At 59.6% G+C, this 17,466-nt stretch carries 17 protein-coding genes and 1 tRNA gene; 10 read left to right on the plus strand and 8 right to left on the minus strand.

Annotation, left to right across the window (positions count from 1 at the left end):
- Positions 1-112: 112 nt before the first annotated feature.
- From sciP to C8264_RS04010, 3 genes are all read right to left on the minus strand, one after another.
- Complete coding sequence (sciP, locus tag C8264_RS04000; protein WP_035102845.1) at positions 113-391, minus strand: CtrA inhibitor SciP; 279 nt, start codon at positions 389-391, stop codon at positions 113-115.
- 368 nt (positions 392-759) lie between these two features.
- The gene (locus tag C8264_RS04005; protein ID WP_108459671.1) at positions 760-1,467 is read right to left on the minus strand and encodes a flagellar hook assembly protein FlgD; all 708 of its coding nucleotides are present in this window, start codon (positions 1,465-1,467) and stop codon (positions 760-762) included.
- A 9-nt stretch (positions 1,468-1,476) separates the two neighbouring features.
- Positions 1,477-2,964 carry a flagellar hook-length control protein FliK gene (locus C8264_RS04010; RefSeq protein ID WP_162783442.1) on the minus strand — a complete coding sequence of 496 codons (1,488 nt, stop codon included), beginning with the start codon at positions 2,962-2,964 and terminating at the stop codon, positions 1,477-1,479.
- Positions 2,965-3,263: 299 nt separating this feature from the next.
- Here C8264_RS04010 and mnmA point away from each other — a divergent pair, with 299 nt between their 5' ends.
- The gene (gene mnmA, locus C8264_RS04015; protein ID WP_108459673.1) at positions 3,264-4,415 is read left to right on the plus strand and encodes a tRNA 2-thiouridine(34) synthase MnmA; all 1,152 of its coding nucleotides are present in this window, start codon (positions 3,264-3,266) and stop codon (positions 4,413-4,415) included.
- Between the two features lie 136 nt (positions 4,416-4,551).
- Here mnmA and C8264_RS04020 read toward each other — a convergent pair whose 3' ends face one another.
- Positions 4,552-4,749 (minus strand): hypothetical protein, encoded by a 198-nt coding sequence (locus C8264_RS04020; protein WP_108459674.1) that lies wholly within the window; start codon positions 4,747-4,749, stop codon positions 4,552-4,554.
- A gap of 150 nt (positions 4,750-4,899) precedes the next feature.
- On the opposite strand from C8264_RS04020, the gene C8264_RS04025 reads away from it, so the two are divergent.
- Both C8264_RS04025 and C8264_RS04030 read left to right on the plus strand, forming a co-directional pair.
- On the plus strand, positions 4,900-5,412 hold the full coding sequence (locus C8264_RS04025) for an RNA polymerase sigma factor (protein ID WP_108459982.1): 513 nt from the start codon (positions 4,900-4,902) through the stop codon (positions 5,410-5,412).
- A 203-nt stretch (positions 5,413-5,615) separates the two neighbouring features.
- Positions 5,616-7,391, plus strand: coding sequence for a vWA domain-containing protein (locus C8264_RS04030; protein ID WP_245892927.1), 1,776 nt, complete (start codon positions 5,616-5,618; stop codon positions 7,389-7,391).
- Positions 7,392-7,409: 18 nt separating this feature from the next.
- On the opposite strand, the gene C8264_RS04035 is transcribed toward C8264_RS04030, so the two are convergent.
- A complete protein-coding gene (locus C8264_RS04035; RefSeq protein WP_108459676.1) occupies positions 7,410-7,721 on the minus strand; it encodes a hypothetical protein in 312 nt (103 codons plus the stop codon).
- 66 nt (positions 7,722-7,787) lie between these two features.
- A complete protein-coding gene (locus C8264_RS04040; RefSeq protein ID WP_108459677.1) occupies positions 7,788-8,738 on the minus strand; it encodes a ring-cleaving dioxygenase in 951 nt (316 codons plus the stop codon).
- 214 nt (positions 8,739-8,952) lie between these two features.
- Here C8264_RS04040 and C8264_RS04045 point away from each other — a divergent pair, with 214 nt between their 5' ends.
- The 4 genes from C8264_RS04045 (at position 8,953) to C8264_RS04060 (ending at position 13,244) form a co-directional block, all read left to right on the plus strand.
- A complete protein-coding gene (locus tag C8264_RS04045) occupies positions 8,953-10,188 on the plus strand; it encodes a putative DNA modification/repair radical SAM protein (protein WP_108459678.1) in 1,236 nt (411 codons plus the stop codon).
- Positions 10,188-11,636 (plus strand): UdgX family uracil-DNA binding protein, encoded by a 1,449-nt coding sequence (locus tag C8264_RS04050; protein WP_108459679.1) that lies wholly within the window; start codon positions 10,188-10,190, stop codon positions 11,634-11,636. The genes C8264_RS04045 and C8264_RS04050 overlap by 1 nt, the downstream gene beginning before the upstream one ends.
- 82 nt (positions 11,637-11,718) lie before the next feature.
- Positions 11,719-11,795: transfer RNA gene (locus C8264_RS04055), tRNA-Met, on the plus strand.
- Between the two features lie 207 nt (positions 11,796-12,002).
- The gene (locus tag C8264_RS04060; RefSeq protein ID WP_245892928.1) at positions 12,003-13,244 is read left to right on the plus strand and encodes a tyrosine-type recombinase/integrase; all 1,242 of its coding nucleotides are present in this window, start codon (positions 12,003-12,005) and stop codon (positions 13,242-13,244) included.
- Here the strand turns inward: C8264_RS04060 and C8264_RS04065 are convergent.
- Positions 13,241-14,323 (minus strand): Shedu immune nuclease family protein, encoded by a 1,083-nt coding sequence (locus C8264_RS04065; RefSeq protein ID WP_108459681.1) that lies wholly within the window; start codon positions 14,321-14,323, stop codon positions 13,241-13,243. The two genes, C8264_RS04060 and C8264_RS04065, sit on opposite strands and share 4 nt — an antisense overlap.
- A gap of 142 nt (positions 14,324-14,465) precedes the next feature.
- Between C8264_RS04065 and C8264_RS04070 the strand changes: the two genes are divergently transcribed.
- The 3 genes from C8264_RS04070 (at position 14,466) to C8264_RS04080 (ending at position 16,068) form a co-directional block, all read left to right on the plus strand.
- Complete coding sequence (locus tag C8264_RS04070) at positions 14,466-14,912, plus strand: hypothetical protein (RefSeq protein WP_108459682.1); 447 nt, start codon at positions 14,466-14,468, stop codon at positions 14,910-14,912.
- A gap of 35 nt (positions 14,913-14,947) precedes the next feature.
- Positions 14,948-15,319, plus strand: a complete 372-nt coding sequence (locus C8264_RS04075; protein WP_108459683.1) for a hypothetical protein — start codon at positions 14,948-14,950, stop codon at positions 15,317-15,319.
- Positions 15,320-15,825: 506 nt separating this feature from the next.
- Complete coding sequence (locus tag C8264_RS04080) at positions 15,826-16,068, plus strand: helix-turn-helix domain-containing protein (protein WP_162783443.1); 243 nt, start codon at positions 15,826-15,828, stop codon at positions 16,066-16,068.
- 206 nt (positions 16,069-16,274) lie between these two features.
- Here C8264_RS04080 and C8264_RS04085 read toward each other — a convergent pair whose 3' ends face one another.
- Entirely contained in the window at positions 16,275-17,258 is a 984-nt protein-coding gene (locus tag C8264_RS04085) for a hypothetical protein (protein WP_108459685.1), read from the minus strand.
- Between the last annotated feature and the right edge of the window lie 208 nt (positions 17,259-17,466).

Below are 17,466 nucleotides of genomic sequence, written 5' to 3' on the forward strand. Positions count from 1 at the left end.
AGTGGGATTCCCGCATTCGCGGGAATGACGCTGTGGTGGAATTGACCATGCGCCGCAAAACACAAAGCCCGCCGGCTTGCGCTGGCGGGCTTTGATCTTGATGGAGGGCGCACTAGCCTTCGCGGTAGTGCTGTATCCATGTGGTCCGCAGACCGGCCAGACCATGTTTGTCGATAGCGGCTTGCCAGTTGAGGAATTCATCGACGCTCAGAGTGTAGCGATCGCAGGCCTCTTCGAGGCTGAGCAGACCGCCGCGCACTGCTGCGACGACTTCGGCTTTACGGCGGATGACCCACCTCCGCGTATTGGCGGGGGGAAGGTCTGCAATCGTGAGCGGACTTCCGTCCGGTCCGATAACGTACTTAACGCGAGGACGCATTTGTACGGTCATTTTACTCTCTACTCAACCTGACCATATGAGGAAGAGAGTAGGCCGTTGGCCTTAAAATTCAGCTAAGGGGAAACTTACAACAGGTTAAGAATGGTGTTGAATTTCAAGCGATTGGATTTGAGTTTGCTGGGGGGTTAATCCGGCCTGGGCGGGAATGACACTGTTAGAGTGGAAGCTGGCGAAGGGTTCGAATAACCCGCTTATGTCACCTTCTCACGATTGCTGCCCCCGGACGTGATCCGGGGGGCACTCTCGGCACGGCACAAGCGGGGAGAGGCCCTCGGATCAAGTCCGAGGGAAGTACGGTGGGGATGCAACGACTTGGAATCAGGGCCCTTGCATCCGGAAAACGTCAGCTGTCCACCCGGCTATGCTGCGTCTCCCTCAGACGGTTCTTCCTCGGCCGGTTCTTCCGTCGACGGCACGCGCACATCGGTGACGTCGGAGATCGCGACCTTGCGGCTGCCGATGGTCAGGATTGGGACATCGCCGGTGAAATCGACGCCGGTGACGACGCCCACCGATGAGGTGGTGACTTCGATGCTGGACCCGCTCAGGCTCGTGCCTTTGATGTCGATGGTATAGATGCCGTTGGGGGCGGTGGTGCCTGTGGTGGTTTTACCGTCCCAGAGGAATGTGCCCGGTCCGGCGTTGAGTGAGCCGGTTTCGGAATAGACCACGCTGCCCTTGGAGTCCTTGATGGTGACAACGGCGTTCGGCACGGTGGTTTCGGCGTTGAAGGCCCAGGTGGCCTTCTTTTCGTCGTTCAACTCGCCTGTCTTGCCGGAGGCGGTGACCTGCTTGCCGATATAGCTGACGGCCTCGGATTTTGCCGTGTTCTGGGTCGACAGCATCAGGGTTTCGAGAAATTCGTTGGTCTTGAGCTGCTGCTCGACGCCGGTGAACTGCACCAATTGCGCGGTGAACTGGTTGGTATCGAGGGGATCGAGCGGGTTCTGGTTCTTCAGCTGCGTCGTCAGGATGTTGAGGAAGGTATCGAAATTGTCCGCCATGGTTGCGCGGGAGGTTGCAACCTTGCTGGTGCCGGTGGCGGAAACGTTGTCGATGGCGGCCATGATCCGTCCCTATGCGATGATGTTGACGCCGCTGGCCGACAGGCTCGCGCGGTAGAGATTGATTGTTGGGGGCGGCTCGGATGGTTCGGAGCCATTGCCGTTCTGAGCGTTTCCGGCGTGCCAGGGACGGCCCTGCTGCTGGGCATCGCCGCCATTGTTCTGCTTGAGCGAAAATTCCAGATTGGTCTTGCTGCTGTCGAGACCGGCCTGGTGGAGGGCTTTTTCCAGGCCCCGCTGATCGCGCTGCATCAGGTCCAGCGTTTCGGCCTTTTCGACGATCAGGCGGGCATTGACCTGGCCTGATTTGTCGATATCGAGCTGCACATCGATGCGGCCCAGTTCGGCCGGATCGAGCCGGATCTGGAAGCGAGTATTACCATCGGTGGTCTGGCGGGCCAGCTCGAACGCGATCTGGGGCAGGTTCAGTTGTTGCTGGCTGGTCTGGTAACCGACCTGCACCACGCGGGGGGCGGCGACGGCGTCGGCGCGGGCCTGCTGCTGGGGTTGGGGGGCGGGGAATGGCGTCTCGGGCTTGGGTTCATTGCTGTTTGCGGCAATGGGAGTCGGCTTGGCATCGGTGGGCTTGCTGTCATCCTTGCGCTCCCCGGAGGTGCCGGGGTCGCTCTTTTGCTCCGAAGCAGGCTTCTCGATTGCTGCGAGTTCACTCGGGGCAAGCTCGGCTTTTGCTGCAGGTTCGGCCTGTGCCTTGCCGGTGAGAACGGGTTCGTCCAGTTGCAGCGTCGGCTTGGCCAATATCGGGGTGGCAACTTCCACCTTGGGGGGTGAGACGAGCAGCTTGGCGATGGCGGCTTCGATCTCGGGATCGAGTTCGGCATCGGTGAGGCTGAGTTCGGCCAGCTTGCTGGTGCCCAGTTCGCCATTGTTGATGGAGCCGAGGAGAGCCGCCAGCTTTTCGCCGACGCTCTTTTGCAGGGCCGCGGTATCGGCCGGAGCGTTGGCGGCGCCGGTCAGGAGCTTGTCGGCAAGCGGGCCGAGGCTGCCGGCTAGCTTTTCGGATGGGCTTGCAGTGTCTGGCACAGGAGTGGCGACCAGGGCCTCGAGTTCCTCAAGGTCGGGCATGTTGGCGAGGTCGATGCCAAGGGCTTCGCCCAGACTGTCGAGTTGCGCGTTGAGCTTAGCCAATAGCTCGGGATCGAGCGGCTCGCCGTTCTCGAGCTTGATCTTGAGGTCGGAAAGGCTCGCGAGCACATCCTCGAGCAGCGGCTTCGCCTCGACGGGCGCCGGAGTCTCGAAGGGGAGGGTGGCGTTGAGCGCTGCCGCAACCGGGTCGGAATTGCCTTGCGCCTGCTGGTCCGAACCGGCGGTGTCGGAATTCTCCGCTGGCGGCGCGTGAACCTCGGGAGCGTCGGACTTGGTGCTGGACGCGCCAAGCAGGGCGGCGAACGCATCGGGTTTGTCGCTGGGCTGGTTGTTGAGCGGACGGGGGGCCGGGACGCCAGCCACCGCATTGCTCGAAACCGTCAGATGTGATGCCAATTGCGCGGACCCGTCGTAAGGATATTTCCCATGCGGCGTTGCAAGCGCAATGCCAATTTTGCCCCGGGCGGAAAAGCTGTGCAATTGCAGCGGTTTGCCGGATTATGGTCGCTGCAGGTGAAAGCCAGCCATCCTTTTTGCGGCGGCAAGAAATGGCTCGGGCGGCAAGTCTTGCCGGGTTGAATGCAGGGGCCTGTTGCGAGAGGCGCACAGCCAGGCCGTTGCAGGCTCCTCCGGTTCGGCGTAAAAGCCCGCCATTCGTCCGCTGGCCCTTGAACCCAACCGGATCAAAAGGAAAAATGCTGAACTCGCTTGATATTGCCAAGCGCCCCGAAGACACGCGCGTCGTTGTCGCGATGTCCGGAGGCGTTGATTCATCGGTCGTTGCCGGCCTGCTTGCCCGCCAGGGCTATGACGTGGTGGGGGTAACGCTCCAGCTTTACGATCATGGCGAGGCGACATTTCGCAAGGGCGCCTGTTGCGCGGGCCAGGACATTCATGACGCGCGCCGCGTGGCGGCTACGCTGGGCATTCCCCATTACGTGCTCGACTATGAAGAGCGTTTCAAGAAGTCGGTGATCGCGCCGTTCGCCAATGCCTACCAGCAGGGCGAAACGCCGGTGCCGTGCATCGCCTGCAACCAGAGCGTCAAGTTCGTGGACCTGATGGCGGTGGCACAGGACCTTGGTGCCGATGCGCTGGCGACTGGGCACTATGTGCAGAGCCGCCTGGGTGAAGACGGACGTCGGCAATTGTTTCGCCCGGTGGATGGGGATCGCGACCAGACCTATTTCCTGTTTGCGACAACGCAGGCGCAGCTCGATTATTTGCGGTTTCCGCTTGGCGGCATGAGCAAGACGGAAGTGCGTGATCTTGCGCGCGAGATGGGGCTGGAGATTGCTGAAAAGCACGATTCCCAGGACATCTGCTTCGTGCCGCAGGGGAAGTACGCCGATATCATCCGCAAGATGCACCCCGAAGCGGTGGCTACGGGGGAGATCGTGCACCTGGATGGGCGTGTGCTGGGCACGCATAACGGGATCGTCAATTACACGATTGGCCAGCGCAAGGGCCTGGGTGTGGCGGCGGCGGAACCGCTTTATGTGATCAAGTTGGAGCACAAAACGGGGCGGGTTATCGTGGGGCCGCGCGAGGCGTTGAAAACGCATACGGTGCGGCTGCGGGATGTGAACTGGCTGGGGGCACGGCCGCTCGCTGAACTATCGGCGGGGAATGGGGCGCCGGTCGAGGTCAAGGTGCGCTCCACGCGTGGGCCGCAGCCGGCGGTGATCCATAGCCAAAACGGCGAGGTGTTCGTGACGCTGGTGTCCGGCGAGTATGGAATTTCGCCGGGGCAGGCTTGCGTGTTCTATGCGGATGATAGTGCGACGTCGGAAGTGTGGGGCGGCGGGTTTATTGCCGAGGCCGTGCCGCAGGTGTTTGCGGCTTAGGGGCGCTCCGCAGTTGCAACAGACCTCATCCTGACCCTTCGACAAGCTCAGGATGTCAAAGGACGAGGTCGTGGCGTGATTTGAGTGCCCGATCTCGTGGTTCGACAGGCTCACCATGAGGGCTCCACGGAGAGGGCTACTGCGCCTCGCCGGGCAGCGGCTTGGGGAGGGGGATGGCGTCTTCGGGGGCGATGTGTTTTTCGGTCTCGATGGTGTCGTAGTTGCGCCACATGACGAAGTTCGAAATGAACGTGCCGGCTATCGTCACGATGCCGATGACGATGAAGATCATGAGGACCCAGCGGCCGTTTTTGTTTTCGGGTTCTTCGCTCATGGCAGCCTTCTTGCAAATAATTGTCTGAGCCAGCCAAAGGACTGCCCCGGTCGGCGCGTCTTATCACTAAGATGGCGCCGAGGGTAACGCAGAGTGCATTTGCCGGTGATGGGACCGACTGCCGCAGAAGAGCTGGGTCACACGCAGGCGATGACGCAGGCGCTGGTGGTGCGTGCCCGCAATGGCGATGCGCAAGCCTTTGGCGAACTGCTGGAAGATCATTTTGAGCTGATCTTTCGCACCGCATGGAAGTGGTGCGGCAATCGCCATGATGCCGAGGATATTGCGCAAGAGGTTTGCGTCAAGCTGGGGCAGGCAATCGGCGGGTTCGATGGGCGCAGCGCGTTTTCGAGCTGGATTTACCGGATCACGCTCAATGCGGTGCGCGACTGGCAGCGGGCCGGACGCAGGCGCGGGCGCCATGCCGATCGGTATGCCGAGATCGCGCCAGACGAGCACCCGGCCGACCAAGAGGATGCGGCGACCAGCGGGCAGCTCTGGGCTGCGGTGCGGCGCCTGCCGGAAAAGCAGCGGGACGCCGTGCTGCTGGTTTACGCGGAGGAACTGAGCCATGCGGCGGCGGCCGACATCATGGGCATCAAGGAAGCCACGGTTTCCTTCCATGTGCACGAGGCCCGCAAGACCCTCCGAGGATTGCTATGAGCAATGACATGCAGAACGATCCGCTGAACCGGCTTAAGAATGTTGCGGCCCCTGACGCTCGGAGCGAGGCGAAACAGCGTGCCGTCAGTGCTGGCATGGCGGCGTTTGAAGCGGCGAACACGAAATCTGCCACGGCGCCCAAAGGAAGCTCCTGGGGCCGGCGTCTTACGTCCATCATCACCTCCTGGAAAAGGAAAACGATCATGGACATGCGCCTTCCCATCGGAACCGCCGCGATTGCGCTGCTGGTGCTGCCGCTCGGCTATCAACTTTATACGACGACATCGATGACCGGCTTGCCCGAGGCGTCGACGCGCGCGGTTGCTCCCGTTGCCGAACCTGCGCCAGTCGACGAAGCTTTGTCGCCACCGCCGCCGGCCAAGGTCGCTCAGGAGAGGGCTGCGCCCGCTCCGGTTGCGCCGGCTCCGGCAGAGATGGAGATGAGCGCTGGGGACAGGGTGATGATGGAGACCATGCCAGAACCTCTGGCGGCGCAGAACTCCATGTTGACGCGAGCGCCGGCTGCGGGCTTTGCAACTCCGATGGGCGAGGCGATGCCGATGCAGGCGCAGCCTAGCGGAGACGAATTCATCAGTTTTGACGAGCAGCGGTTGAAAGTGGTGGCAGAACAGCCGGTTTCCACGTTCTCGATCGACGTGGATACGGCAAGCTACTCCTATGTCCGGCGCATGCTGGAGGATGGGTTTGTGCCCGAGCCCGACGCGGTGCGCATCGAGGAACTGGTCAACTACTTCCCTTATGACTACCCGGCCGCGCCGAGCGCCGAGGTGCCATTCCAGCCAACGCTGGCGGTTTTCCCGACACCATGGAACCCTAAGACGCAGCTGCTGCAGATCGGGATCAAGGGCTATGTGCCGCCCGCAGGGCAGGACAAGCCGGCAAATCTGGTGTTTTTGATTGATACCTCCGGCTCGATGGACGAGCCGGACAAGCTGCCGCTGCTCAAGCGGGCCTTTGCGCTACTGGTCGAGCAGCTGTCGGGCAATGACACGGTGTCCATCGTTGCCTATGCGGGTTCGGCTGGCGTGGTGCTGGAGCCCACCATTGCGACCAATAAAACAGCGATCCTGGGTGCACTTGATAATCTTTGGGCTGGCGGCAGTACGGCAGGCGCCGAGGGGATCGAACTGGCTTATCGGTTGGCCGAAGAGGCTCGGGTCGACGGCACCAATCGAGTGATCCTGGCGACGGATGGCGACTTCAATGTGGGGATCGATGATCCAGAGAAGCTTGAGGGCTTCATCAAGGCCAAGCGCGATGGGGGCGTGACCCTGTCGGTGCTGGGCTTTGGGCGGGGCAATCTGGACGATGCCACGATGCAGGCGCTGGCGCAGAACGGCAATGGCAATGCCAGCTATATTTCCAGCTTCCGCGAGGCACAGAAAGTGTTGGTGGAGGAAGTCGGCGGCACGCTGGAAGTGATTGCCAAGGATGTCAAGATCCAGGTGGAGTTCAACCCCGCAGCGGTCAGCGAATACCGGTTGATCGGGTATGAAACGCGGGCGCTCAACCGCGAGGACTTCAACAATGATGCGGTAGACGCCGGGGATATCGGCGCGGGGCACACGGTGACGGCGCTGTATGAAATTACCCCGGTCGGCTCGGGTGGCGAGCTGGTCGATCCGCTGCGGTATGGGGCGGAGGCCGCGCGGGCGGGCAGTGAGGAGATTGCGTTTTTGCGCATGCGCTACAAGCTGCCCGATAGTGATGTCAGCCAGTTGATCGAGCAGCCGGTGACGCCGGAGGTGGTTTATGCCGATATCGGGCAGGCCAGCGATGACGCACGGTTTGCGGCGGCGGTGGCGGCGTTCGGGCAGAAGTTGCGGGGGAGCGATTATGGGGCGGGCATGAGCTGGGACGCGATTGCGGAGCTGGCGCGGTCAGGGCGGGGGGCGGATGAGAGCGGGTATCGGAGTGAGTTCGTGCAGTTGGTGAAGGCGGCTGCGGGGCTGAAGTAGGAGGGGCAAGGTAAGGCGTCAATTGAGGATGGCGTAGATGGCTATTGTCATCGCAACGGCGAAGGCGCCGGCGCTGCACCAGAGCGCTATCCTGATCCAGCCAAACGGAATGGGCAGCCAGCCGAAGCGGGAGATGACGCCGACCACGCCCAGTATGGCATAGACGGGGATAAACGCGTTGATGGCGGCATATCCGATATACCAGCCATCCGCATAGTCGGCAGTGGACGTACCGGGAATGCCCAGGATCCAAGGCACGTAGAGCAGCAACGCCCCTGCCAGCAGAAGGTGGGGAACCCAGCCGAGGACGGTTTTGACGAAGCTGGCCATGATCCTCCCCAAACATGAACGGCGCCGGGGTGGCGCCGTTCACAAGTTCTAGGAAATCGGCTCGCCCTAAGCCAGCGGTTTGAGATTGGCCTCAATGCTGGCGCGGCGGCTTTCGAGGAATGGTGGCAAGGCCAGGCTCTCGCCCAGCGATTCCATTGGTTCATCGGCAGCGAAGCCGGGGACGTCGGTGGCGATTTCGAACAGGATGCCGTTGGGCTCGCGGAAATAGAGCGAGGTGAAGTAGAAGCGCTCGACTTCTCCGCTGGAGCGGATGCCGAACTGGCGGGTGCGGGCGATCCATTCGCGCAGGGTGTCCTGGTCGGGCGTGCGGAAGGCGACGTGGTGTACGCCACCGGCACCGGGCCGAGCCGGCTTGAGGCTTGGATCGACCACGACATGCAGTTCAGCCGCCGGACCGCCGGGGCCCATCTCGAAGACATGGGTTTCCGCCACGCCATTGGCCGCGGCGTAGGAGCGAACCTTTCGCATGTTCATCACCTGCGTCAGCATGGCTTCAGTGCCATCGAGCTTCGGCACGGCCATGGAGATGGGGCCCAGCCCGATGATCTGGCGCTCGGCTGGAACGGGCGACTTGGCCCAGGGCACAACCTTGTTGGCCCCATCGATCACCATGCGGAAGCGCTGGCCTTCGAAATCCTCGAAATCGAGGGAGAGATGGCCGTTGCGCTCCTTGATGGCGGAGGTGCCCACATTGTGGGTCTGCAGATGGCTCTTCCACCAGTTCAGGCTGTCCTCGCTATCGACGCGCAGACCTGTGCGGCTCACCGTATGGTTGCCGCGCTGCTCGCGCGCTGCGTCGAAGTCAAAGAAGGTCAGGTCGGCGCCGGGAGAGGCCACGCCGTCACCATAGAACAGGTGGTAGGCTGTGGTGTCGTCCTGGTTGACCGTCTTCTTGATCAGCCGCATGCCCAGGGTCTGGGTGTAGAAAGCCAGGTTCTTCTTGGCCTCGGCGGTGACGGCGGTGAGGTGGTGAATGCCTCCAAGTTCGAGCGTCATGATTGTTCTCCTGCCAAGCGCGGGTGCGCTGTTGTTGGCTCAAGATGTAGTGCAAGCGCGCGGGCTTGGGGAGCTAGACAATGCCGACAGACTGATGCGTTTTGTTGAACGGTGGCGTGAGGTGGTTTGTTCACAATGCGCTCAGTTGTGTCTTTTTGACATGCGGGGGGAGGCGCTATGGGCTAGTGTCGCGGTGAACATAAAGGGAACGTATATGGCCGTCCTGACACTGCGCCGGAAGCTCGCGATCCTCTCCGATGCTGCAAAATATGACGCCTCATGCGCTTCGAGCGGCACCGAAAAGCGCAATTCAGCGGGTACCGGCGGCATCGGTTCGACCGAAGGCAGCGGCATCTGCCACTCCTATGCGCCGGACGGGCGTTGCATCAGCCTGCTCAAGATCCTGCTGACCAATTTCTGTGTTTATGACTGCATCTATTGCGTCAACCGATCCTCGTCCAACGTCGCGCGAGCGCGGTTTTCAGTGGAGGAAGTGGTCCGGCTGACGCTGGACTTCTACAAGCGCAATTATATCGAGGGGCTGTTCCTGTCCTCGGGGATCATCCAATCGCCCGACTACACCATGGAGGAAATGGTGCGCGTCGCGCGCTCGCTGCGGCAAGAGCACAAGTTCGCCGGCTATATCCACCTCAAGGTCATCCCCAATGCCGCGCCGGACCTGCTGGCGGAGGCGGGGCGGTGGGCGGATCGGCTATCCACTAATATCGAAATGCCCACCGATGTCGGTCTGGCTTCGCTGGCGCCGGAAAAAAGTCCCAGCGAAATCCGCACCGCCATGGCCCGCGTGCGCGGCAAGCTCGATGAGGCAGCGCCCGACAAGAAGGCCAAGACCAAGCCGGAGAAGTTTGCGCCGGCTGGGCAATCGACGCAGATGATCATCGGGGCGGATGCGGCCGACGATGGGGCGATCCTGCATCGGGCGGCGGGGCTTTATTCCGGGTACAAGCTGCGGCGGGTTTATTATTCGGCGTTTTCGCCCATCCCCGATGCCAGTTCGCGCCTGCCCCTCAAGCCGCCACCTCTGATGCGTGAGCATCGGCTCTACCAGGCAGATTGGCTGATCCGGTTTTATGGCTTCGATGTGCCCGAGATCGTGTCGGGTGGCGAGGATGGATTGCTCGATCTGCAGATCGATCCAAAGCTCGCCTGGGCGCTCAAAAACCGGCATCTGTTTCCGGTCAACGTCAACCGTGTCGATCGAGAACTGCTGTTGCGCGTGCCGGGATTGGGGACCAAAAGCATCGACCGGATGATCCAGACCCGGCGGCACCACAGCCTGCGGCTTGATGATGTGGCGCGGATTGCGGGATCGATCGACAAGGTTCGCCCGTTCATCGAGGCGGTGGATTGGACGCCGGGCGGGCTCACCGACCATGCTCGCCTGCGCGCCAAGCTGACGCCGCAACCCGAACAACTCAGTCTTTTTTGATGCACAGCGTAACCCTTCAGGCGCTGAACGATTTCGATGAATGGCGCCGGGCGGCGCGCGGGCTGCTGCAGGCCGGCATTGTGCCGGAGGACGTCGCCTGGCGCGATCCCCTCACCGAGGCCGGGCTCTTTGGTGCCGAAGATGTAGCCGAAGGCGATCGCCCGGTGGGGTCCGTGCCGCCGGCGTTTATCGAGTTGGCCAGAACCGCCATTGCCAATGCCGATCCCGAGCGCTTTGCCCTGCTATATCGGCTGCTGTGGCGGCTGCAGGCGGATCGCTCCTTGCTCGAGGTGTCCTCCGACCCCGATGTGACGCGCCTGGTGCGGCTCGCCAGCGCCGTGCGCCGGGACAGCCACAAGATGAAGGCCTTCGTTCGTTTTCGCTCGATTCTCGATGATAGCGGGCTTGAGCGCTTTGCCGCCTGGTTCGAGCCGGAGCATTATAGCCTCGAGATGACCGCGCCGTTTTTCGTGCGTCGCTTCGATGGCATGATCTGGGCGATCGTCACCCCCTATGCCTCCGCCTTTTGGGATGGCGAGAGCCTGGCATCCGGGCCCGGCGGCAAGAAAACCGATGTGCCCCAGGAAGACGCGATTGAGGGCGATTGGAAGACCTATTTCTCCTCCATCTTTAATCCAGCCCGGCTCAAGGTTGCGATGATGAAATCGGAGATGCCGGTGAAATACTGGCGCAACCTGCCCGAGGCTGAACTCATTGCTCCCCTTATTCGCGGCGCAAGGGAAGCGGAGCAGGAGATGATCGAGCGAGTAGCCAGTCTGCCGCCATCGCGGCATGTGCGAAAAAAGGCGCGCGAAGAGATTGTACCGGAAGCCGAGACCGAGATCGTTTCACTCGCCGATGCACGGGCGGCCGTACAGGGCTGCAGGCGCTGTCCGCTTTATGAGCACGCGACGCAAGCGGTGTTCGGCGAAGGCCCGAAACATGCCCAGGTGATGTTTGTCGGTGAGCAGCCGGGCGATCAAGAGGACTTGGCCGGCAAGCCGTTCGTGGGCCCCGCCGGCAAGGTGCTGGACGCGGCGGTGGAAAAAGTGGGCATCGACCGCTCGCGGGTCTATGTCACCAATGCGGTCAAGCACTTCAAGTTCGAGCCCCGCGGCAAGCGGCGCATCCACCAGAAACCCGATGGAGGGGAAATCGCTGCCTGCAAATTCTGGCTTAATCTGGAGATCGAATTCGTCAAGCCCAAGGTGATCGTGGCGCTGGGCGCAACGGCGGCGCAGAGCCTGTTGGGGCGTAGTGCCACAATTAGCAAGCTTCGGGGCGCGCCCATCACCATGGATGACGGCACGACCCTTTACGTGACCAATCACCCTTCCTATCTGCTGCGTATCCCAGACCGGGAAAAACAAGCGCTGGAGCGGGAAAAATTCGAAGCCGATCTCGTGCTGGTGCGCGATGCGATCGAGGCTTTGGAGGCAAGGCACTGAAACAGTTTCTCTGGCGACTTGACAGCCAGCCGTGCTAAACTTAGTAAGTCGCGTCGCCGGGGAAACCCAGCCAGCCCCTTGGGGCGGAGTAGCTCAGTTGGTTAGAGCAGCGGAATCATAATCCGTGTGTCCCCAGTTCAAATCTGGGCTTCGCTACCAAAAAAACCTAGTGAAATCAATCTGTTAACATACAGGTTGATTTCACTGGGACCTAGTCGCAAGCTAGCACAGTCTAGCACAGCGACTGAGCATCCCCATTGAAATCACTGACAATTCTCCTGCGCTGGCCAAGCGTGGTAGCACATTTTCAACACAGCCCGGATACCTCCATAACGGGAGGTGCGCGCTATGACTGAAGCATCAGACTTGCCCTACAAGCTGTTTCAGCGATCGGGCACTAGCAATTGGTGGGTTCGTTTTTCCATCAAGGGCGAAGGTCAGGTCCGCAAATCACTGGAAACCTCCGATGCTGCGTTGGCACAGCGCAAGGCTCATGAAGTCTGGTTCGAGGCCAACTATCGCACGCGCAACGGCTTGAAATCCGGTGCCACGTCATTCACCAAAGCAGCAGAAGCGTTCATCGCCGTGGTGGAACGAGAAGTTGAGCGTGGAGACCGCCCCGCTTACCACAAGCGAGACATTCCACCTGTGATTAGGCGGTACTTCATCCCGTTCTTCGCCAAGAAGGACGTTGATGCGGTCACAGAGCGTGACATCGCCAGCTACATCGAGTGGCGTAGAGATTATTGGGTATCCGGACCAGGCAAGGATATCACCGAAATTCGCTATGAAAGGGAAGGGCGGTCCATCAGGCGACCGCTAGCCCAGAAGCGCGTTCCCACGGTGAGCCGTCAACGCGGTGAACTGGTCATCTTGCGCCAGATATTTCGCTATTCAGTTGGTCAGGGTTTTCTCAACAATGGGCAGGTTCCCGAAATTGCTGTTCCACGCGCCAAGGTCCCAAACAATCGCCCTAGCTTCGCACCCGAGGAATTTAGCAGGCTTGAGGCTGCCAGTTTAGCGCGGCTGTCTGATCCTGCCATTCACGAGCATCTGCGCTGGGATCGCACTATTCTGCACGCGCAGATCATGATCGCTGCATTCTCGGGCATGCGGCCAACCGAAATGAAGAACCTGAACTGGGGCGATGTGCTTGACTACCGAGCAGGGCGAACGAAGCCGCTCAAAGATCGCGACATCAAACTGCGCGTTCATGGCAAGGCCAAAAGCCGTACCTTTGTGCCACAGAGAGCCGCACTCTCGTGGTTCGACGTGCTTTGGGACTTCTGGGTAGCCAATCAGGGCAGTGCGCCTCCCAACGATGCCCCCGTATTCTCCACACGAGATGGAAAGCGGCTGGGCTCCAGCAACAACGCACTCACCGAGCTATTCAAGCATTGTGGGCTGCTAACGGACTATCGCGGGATCAGAAGAACGCTCTATTCGTTCCGGCATTTCTACATCAGCCAGCAGCTGGCCCATAATGTCGAGGTGTTCCACTTGGCGGTCAACACCGGCACGAGCTCGGGCATGATCGACAAGTTCTATGGTCAGGTAACCAGCGATCGCATGAAAGAACACCTGCGGCCCGAGTGGGGTGAAAGCTAAAGCGTGTCATCCGAGGCTGCCTGGCTGACATTTTCAACAATGCATCGGGCACGATAGAACAGTTCATCGAAGGTGAGGATCTCTGGCGAACGCGTGTTGCGCCTGTACAGCTCAAAGCAAGCAATTTTATCGCTGTTGTCGGCGATCTGCGCGAGGTTTCCAACGACTAAGTATGACTTAGGCTCAATGGAATAAACGAAGTCGTCGAGATGGGTCCCAGCTGCATCTCGCATTTGGTCTCGGAAGCGATTTCGGGCAAAATCGAAGGTTGTCTTTTGTATCTGCGTCACTGCATCAGACAGTTCGTGGCCGACCGACCAGCAGCCCGATCGGTAGGGCTTGAGTTGAAGGAGCGGAGTTGTCGACCGCTTAATCTCCACTAGAACGTACTGGCTCACCTCCGCGCGAGTACGCAGCAGGGCATCCGTCCGCTTGCCTGCGTGATCGAAGCTGGCGCCAGTAGTCACGGCCTCAAGCTTGGATTGAACTCCATCGAGAAAAACGTAATTCAAGCCGTGCCCAAATATCCAACGGTTTGCTTCGAAAAATTCTTGCCACTCAGGTTCGGTGGCATCGGCGTCTAGAAGCGTTTTGAATTGGGTTAGTGATTTACGCTTGTGCGCAACTGCATAGATGTCGTGATGCAGGTCTGTCGAACCCGAGAGTTCCCGCATTAGTTCAGTGCCTTTGCTGCTGCCTAGCAACGTGGCCAATGCGTCGAGTTGCACCTCTCCAAGAGCGATTTTAGTTTTCCTGCTGTCTGCAAGGTTTAAAGCCGACAGGATCGAGACCAGTTCACGAATGCGCGCTAAACCAAAGTGGTTTACTTGCACCTGCCCGTCGGCGTACCAGCCCCGAGTTTTATGGAATTTTAGCTTCGTAAGCTTGAAAGTACCAAAATCTGCCTTGTCGTTGACAAAGAAGGCCGACACCGCGAGCCGCGCTCGGTCAGTCACCTCGATTTCGTGCAGTAGCGTCTCGCCATCAGCCAGCAACGTAGCGTACGCCCCATTCGCGCCTGGGTGGATGTACAGCGTCTCCGTTTTATAGTTCTGCAGGTATTCGACGTCGGCGGACATTGGCGTCTCGTTTTGCTTGTGGAGCAAGAGACTAGCTCGTTCACGCGGAACATCAACGTGCGATGTGGAAAGAACTCTTTGGTCGCTCTTTTGGCTGCTGGCTGTAGTCGGGAATGGAGATCAACCGTTTCCGGAGAACAGAATGAGCATCCTGAAGTCCCTGAAGCTGACTACGGCCCAGCCGGTTCGCGCCAGCAGCGATCCTATCGAACGCGCCCGCAACAAGGTCATTTCGGCTCTTGCCGAACAGCGGTCTATGGCCGAGGCCAAGATTGCCGGGCAGCATTATGCGCCGACCCAGATGGTGTGGCGCAAGAACGAAGTTGGCCAGCGTGTGCAGGTCGAAACTCCGAAGCGACTGCGCGCTGGTTGGTTCGTTGACGCCAGCGGTCAGACCTTCTTCGGTATTCGCTATGCGGGCAAGCCCATCGAATTCGCCAAGGACAAGAATGCGATTGCAGTGGGCGAGCTTTCGGCACTCCCTGCGATCCTCGACACCCTGACAGAAGCCGTGCGCGCTGGTGAACTCGATACCCAGCTTGCCGCTGCCGCAGCTGAACGCGGGCTTATGCTACGCAAGGCAGGTTGATCCCGGCTATCGTGAAATACCGCCGAGTGCCGGGAATGGCAGTCATGCTGTTCCTAGCATTTCTGTCTTTGATTGCTCCAGCCCATGCTGACTGGCAGCAGGGCCAGCGCGATTGCGCCAGCCTTCGAATTGTTGTGCTGCAATTGGTCGGGGATTGGTCGAAGGAACTGCTATTTGCCAGCCGTGACATGAACGCGAATGGCTGGCTCGATGTCAATGTGGCAAACACTGCCTTCAAGGACGTGCAGATTGCGGTGATGCATTTCGATCATGCCTATGAGGATGTGCCGAAGAACCGCGACGCCTGCCGGGAACTGGCTATGCAGTTCGGGATGACTGTCGGCACCTATATCGAGTGGGTCATGGGAACCGGGATGCGCTCAGAGCGGGGCGCAGCGGGCAGATAGCCCTAAGCATAGCGCCGGTCTTGCAGTGATACTGCGAGCCCGGCCATCGGGCATAGCAGATTAAGGCCTGCCAGCTGCATCCCCTTGCACGTGTTACTGGGGACCTTTGCGGCGAAAAGCTTGGGAGCTGGTGTCGGCGTCGGAACCGGCATTGGGCTGATTTTTTGGTGGGGCTCGCACGGGTCGTGGCCAGGGCCGATGCCCCAAGAGCAGTATGGACTCTATAGAGCCATCCACCCCGTTAGCGGGCATCGTAGGGCATCAGTGACACCCGGCATTGTTCCGTCATCCCTACAGGTTGGAGTTGGACGCGCGAATGCGCACGTGCCACCCGCAGAGCTATAGCCATCGGCTATAGCTCTGTGGCCTTACACTCGGGTGCGGAGTGGCCGAAGCGCCTTCCTAACCTATTGTTTGGGTTGAGTTTTTTTCACTCATTCCGGGGTCTTTGGGCCTTTAATCCATCGGCTGTATACCGAGGCATCGACACGGCAATGGAGGTGCGCTTGCGACCACGACTGAAACATCCAGAAGTCCCGCGTGTGCTAGCCCGCAATGTGTGGCGGTTCCGTGAACAGCGCAGGATGACTGCCGGAGCATTGGCTGAACATCTCGATTGGCCATTGGTCGAAATAGACAAGATTGAGAACGGCGACAAACTGGACATGAGCCTCGACGATCTGGAACGGATCGCCCTGGCTTTATTCGTATCGCCCGCTGACCTCCTTAGCAGAAATACGACCAGCTAATCTGCTGCCCGTCGGAGATCAAAAAATTTAGTCAATAAACTTTTTTGATCTCCTGGGTGCGGGCGAGTGGGTTGGGCTATCCAGTTCGTATCCAGTACCGAATTATTGTTAATGCTCGAAAGCCAGTAGTCTCACCATTGCATCTGACACCAATGTCACTTGGTTAAATCCCACCAACACAGCCACAGACACCACAACCAATTGCATCACCTGTCCTTCCGTTTCGGTCCGATACGGAAACGCATCGCTCTGAACGCTCCGTGCTGATTGCACAGCCATTTGGCATAAGCAGCAACATCTGCTTTGGGCCACCAAGCTCGTTCCTCACACGGCAAGAACTCCAGTTCCTCATCACCACCAAAGGCATCGCGGCGCTTGAAGTTGTGTTCGATACGAAACTTCATGCAGTAGCGCGTGACAGTCTGCAGATTGCGTTCCACGGGTCGCTGGACATCAAACGGCTGAAGGTCCACCTGATATGGCTGATTAAAGGCCTCATTCCGAAATAGGTCTGTGATCTCTGCCAGGGAGACTTCACCACGTGCGACGATTGCGTGGAAATGCGGATGCCAAACCGTGCCACCGTTAGCGGCCAGTGGCCAGTTGAGCTTGTCCATGGCCATTTGCGTCAGGCGGCCAAACTCAAGATAGTCGAGATCCGAATATCTGTTGAGTTCCCAGTAGCCGACCATATGCACCGACTTCCAGCGGGCGTCCTCACGGCGTTTCACCGCCAGCATGTTGATGATCTTCTGCTTATGGTAGGCCATGGATTTACGCACCGTGCCAAGGTCTGTTGTCACGGGCAACAGCACGCTCAGAAGTCCAAGGTCTGTGTTTTCGCAGCCCTTGAAGAACTTGCGGATGTTTTTTCCAGTTTCTCGGCCACGGCGCAGCATGAAACAGCGCGGGCACAGGGGAACCCGGCATTCCTGATAGTTGCCCTGTGAACGAAGAATGCCGCAGTTGTCCATTCGGTTGGCGATGTCGCTGTGCCTGCCAACCGCAAGCTTGACGGCCCACCGGTGCTGTTCGAAGCCCGGAGCGAGTGTGAGAATGCGGTCCTTCTCCCACCACGAGAATGCTGTAGCGAGTAGGGCTTTGCGGAATTGGATCATCTTGGGGCTTTGTCCCTTGATGTCCTCCCCATAAATTGTCCAGATCGTTGGGGCTTTGTTTTGGTCTTCCATGTGTTGCTTCCAAAAAATGACCCAGGCGCTGCAACACCTGGTGCCTATGGTGCGCGGAAGCTGGCAGCACATGAATTTCTCGGTCAGCAAAACAGCATGATCCAGCTCCCGGCATCGGCCTGTTCGCAGCAGGTTCAAGATGTTCAGGGTATTATATCCCCGAGGGGATGACCGATCTTGTCGCCAGTGGCAGTTGAGCTAATTGCCC

It is taken from the genome of Devosia naphthalenivorans (genome assembly GCF_003056355.1).
Classification (GTDB): Bacteria; Pseudomonadota; Alphaproteobacteria; order Rhizobiales; family Devosiaceae; genus Devosia; species Devosia naphthalenivorans.

Bases quoted from the DNA above. Each gene is read 5' to 3' on its own strand.
- sciP (WP_035102845.1), bottom strand. From the start codon at position 391: ATGACCGTACAAATGCGTCCTCGCGTTAAGTACGTTATCGGACCGGAC.
- C8264_RS04005 (WP_108459671.1), bottom strand. From the start codon at position 1,467: ATGGCCGCCATCGACAACGTTTCCGCCACCGGCACCAGCAAGGTTGCA.
- mnmA (WP_108459673.1), top strand. From the start codon at position 3,264: ATGCTGAACTCGCTTGATATTGCCAAGCGCCCCGAAGACACGCGCGTC.
- C8264_RS04020 (WP_108459674.1), bottom strand. From the start codon at position 4,749: ATGAGCGAAGAACCCGAAAACAAAAACGGCCGCTGGGTCCTCATGATC.
- C8264_RS04025 (WP_108459982.1), top strand. From the start codon at position 4,900: ATGACGCAGGCGCTGGTGGTGCGTGCCCGCAATGGCGATGCGCAAGCC.
- C8264_RS04030 (WP_245892927.1), top strand. From the start codon at position 5,616: ATGGACATGCGCCTTCCCATCGGAACCGCCGCGATTGCGCTGCTGGTG.
- C8264_RS04035 (WP_108459676.1), bottom strand. From the start codon at position 7,721: ATGGCCAGCTTCGTCAAAACCGTCCTCGGCTGGGTTCCCCACCTTCTG.
- C8264_RS04040 (WP_108459677.1), bottom strand. From the start codon at position 8,738: ATGACGCTCGAACTTGGAGGCATTCACCACCTCACCGCCGTCACCGCC.
- C8264_RS04045 (WP_108459678.1), top strand. From the start codon at position 8,953: ATGGCCGTCCTGACACTGCGCCGGAAGCTCGCGATCCTCTCCGATGCT.
- C8264_RS04050 (WP_108459679.1), top strand. From the start codon at position 10,188: ATGCACAGCGTAACCCTTCAGGCGCTGAACGATTTCGATGAATGGCGC.
- C8264_RS04065 (WP_108459681.1), bottom strand. From the start codon at position 14,323: ATGTCCGCCGACGTCGAATACCTGCAGAACTATAAAACGGAGACGCTG.
- C8264_RS04070 (WP_108459682.1), top strand. From the start codon at position 14,466: ATGAGCATCCTGAAGTCCCTGAAGCTGACTACGGCCCAGCCGGTTCGC.
- C8264_RS04075 (WP_108459683.1), top strand. From the start codon at position 14,948: ATGGCAGTCATGCTGTTCCTAGCATTTCTGTCTTTGATTGCTCCAGCC.
- C8264_RS04085 (WP_108459685.1), bottom strand. From the start codon at position 17,258: ATGGAAGACCAAAACAAAGCCCCAACGATCTGGACAATTTATGGGGAG.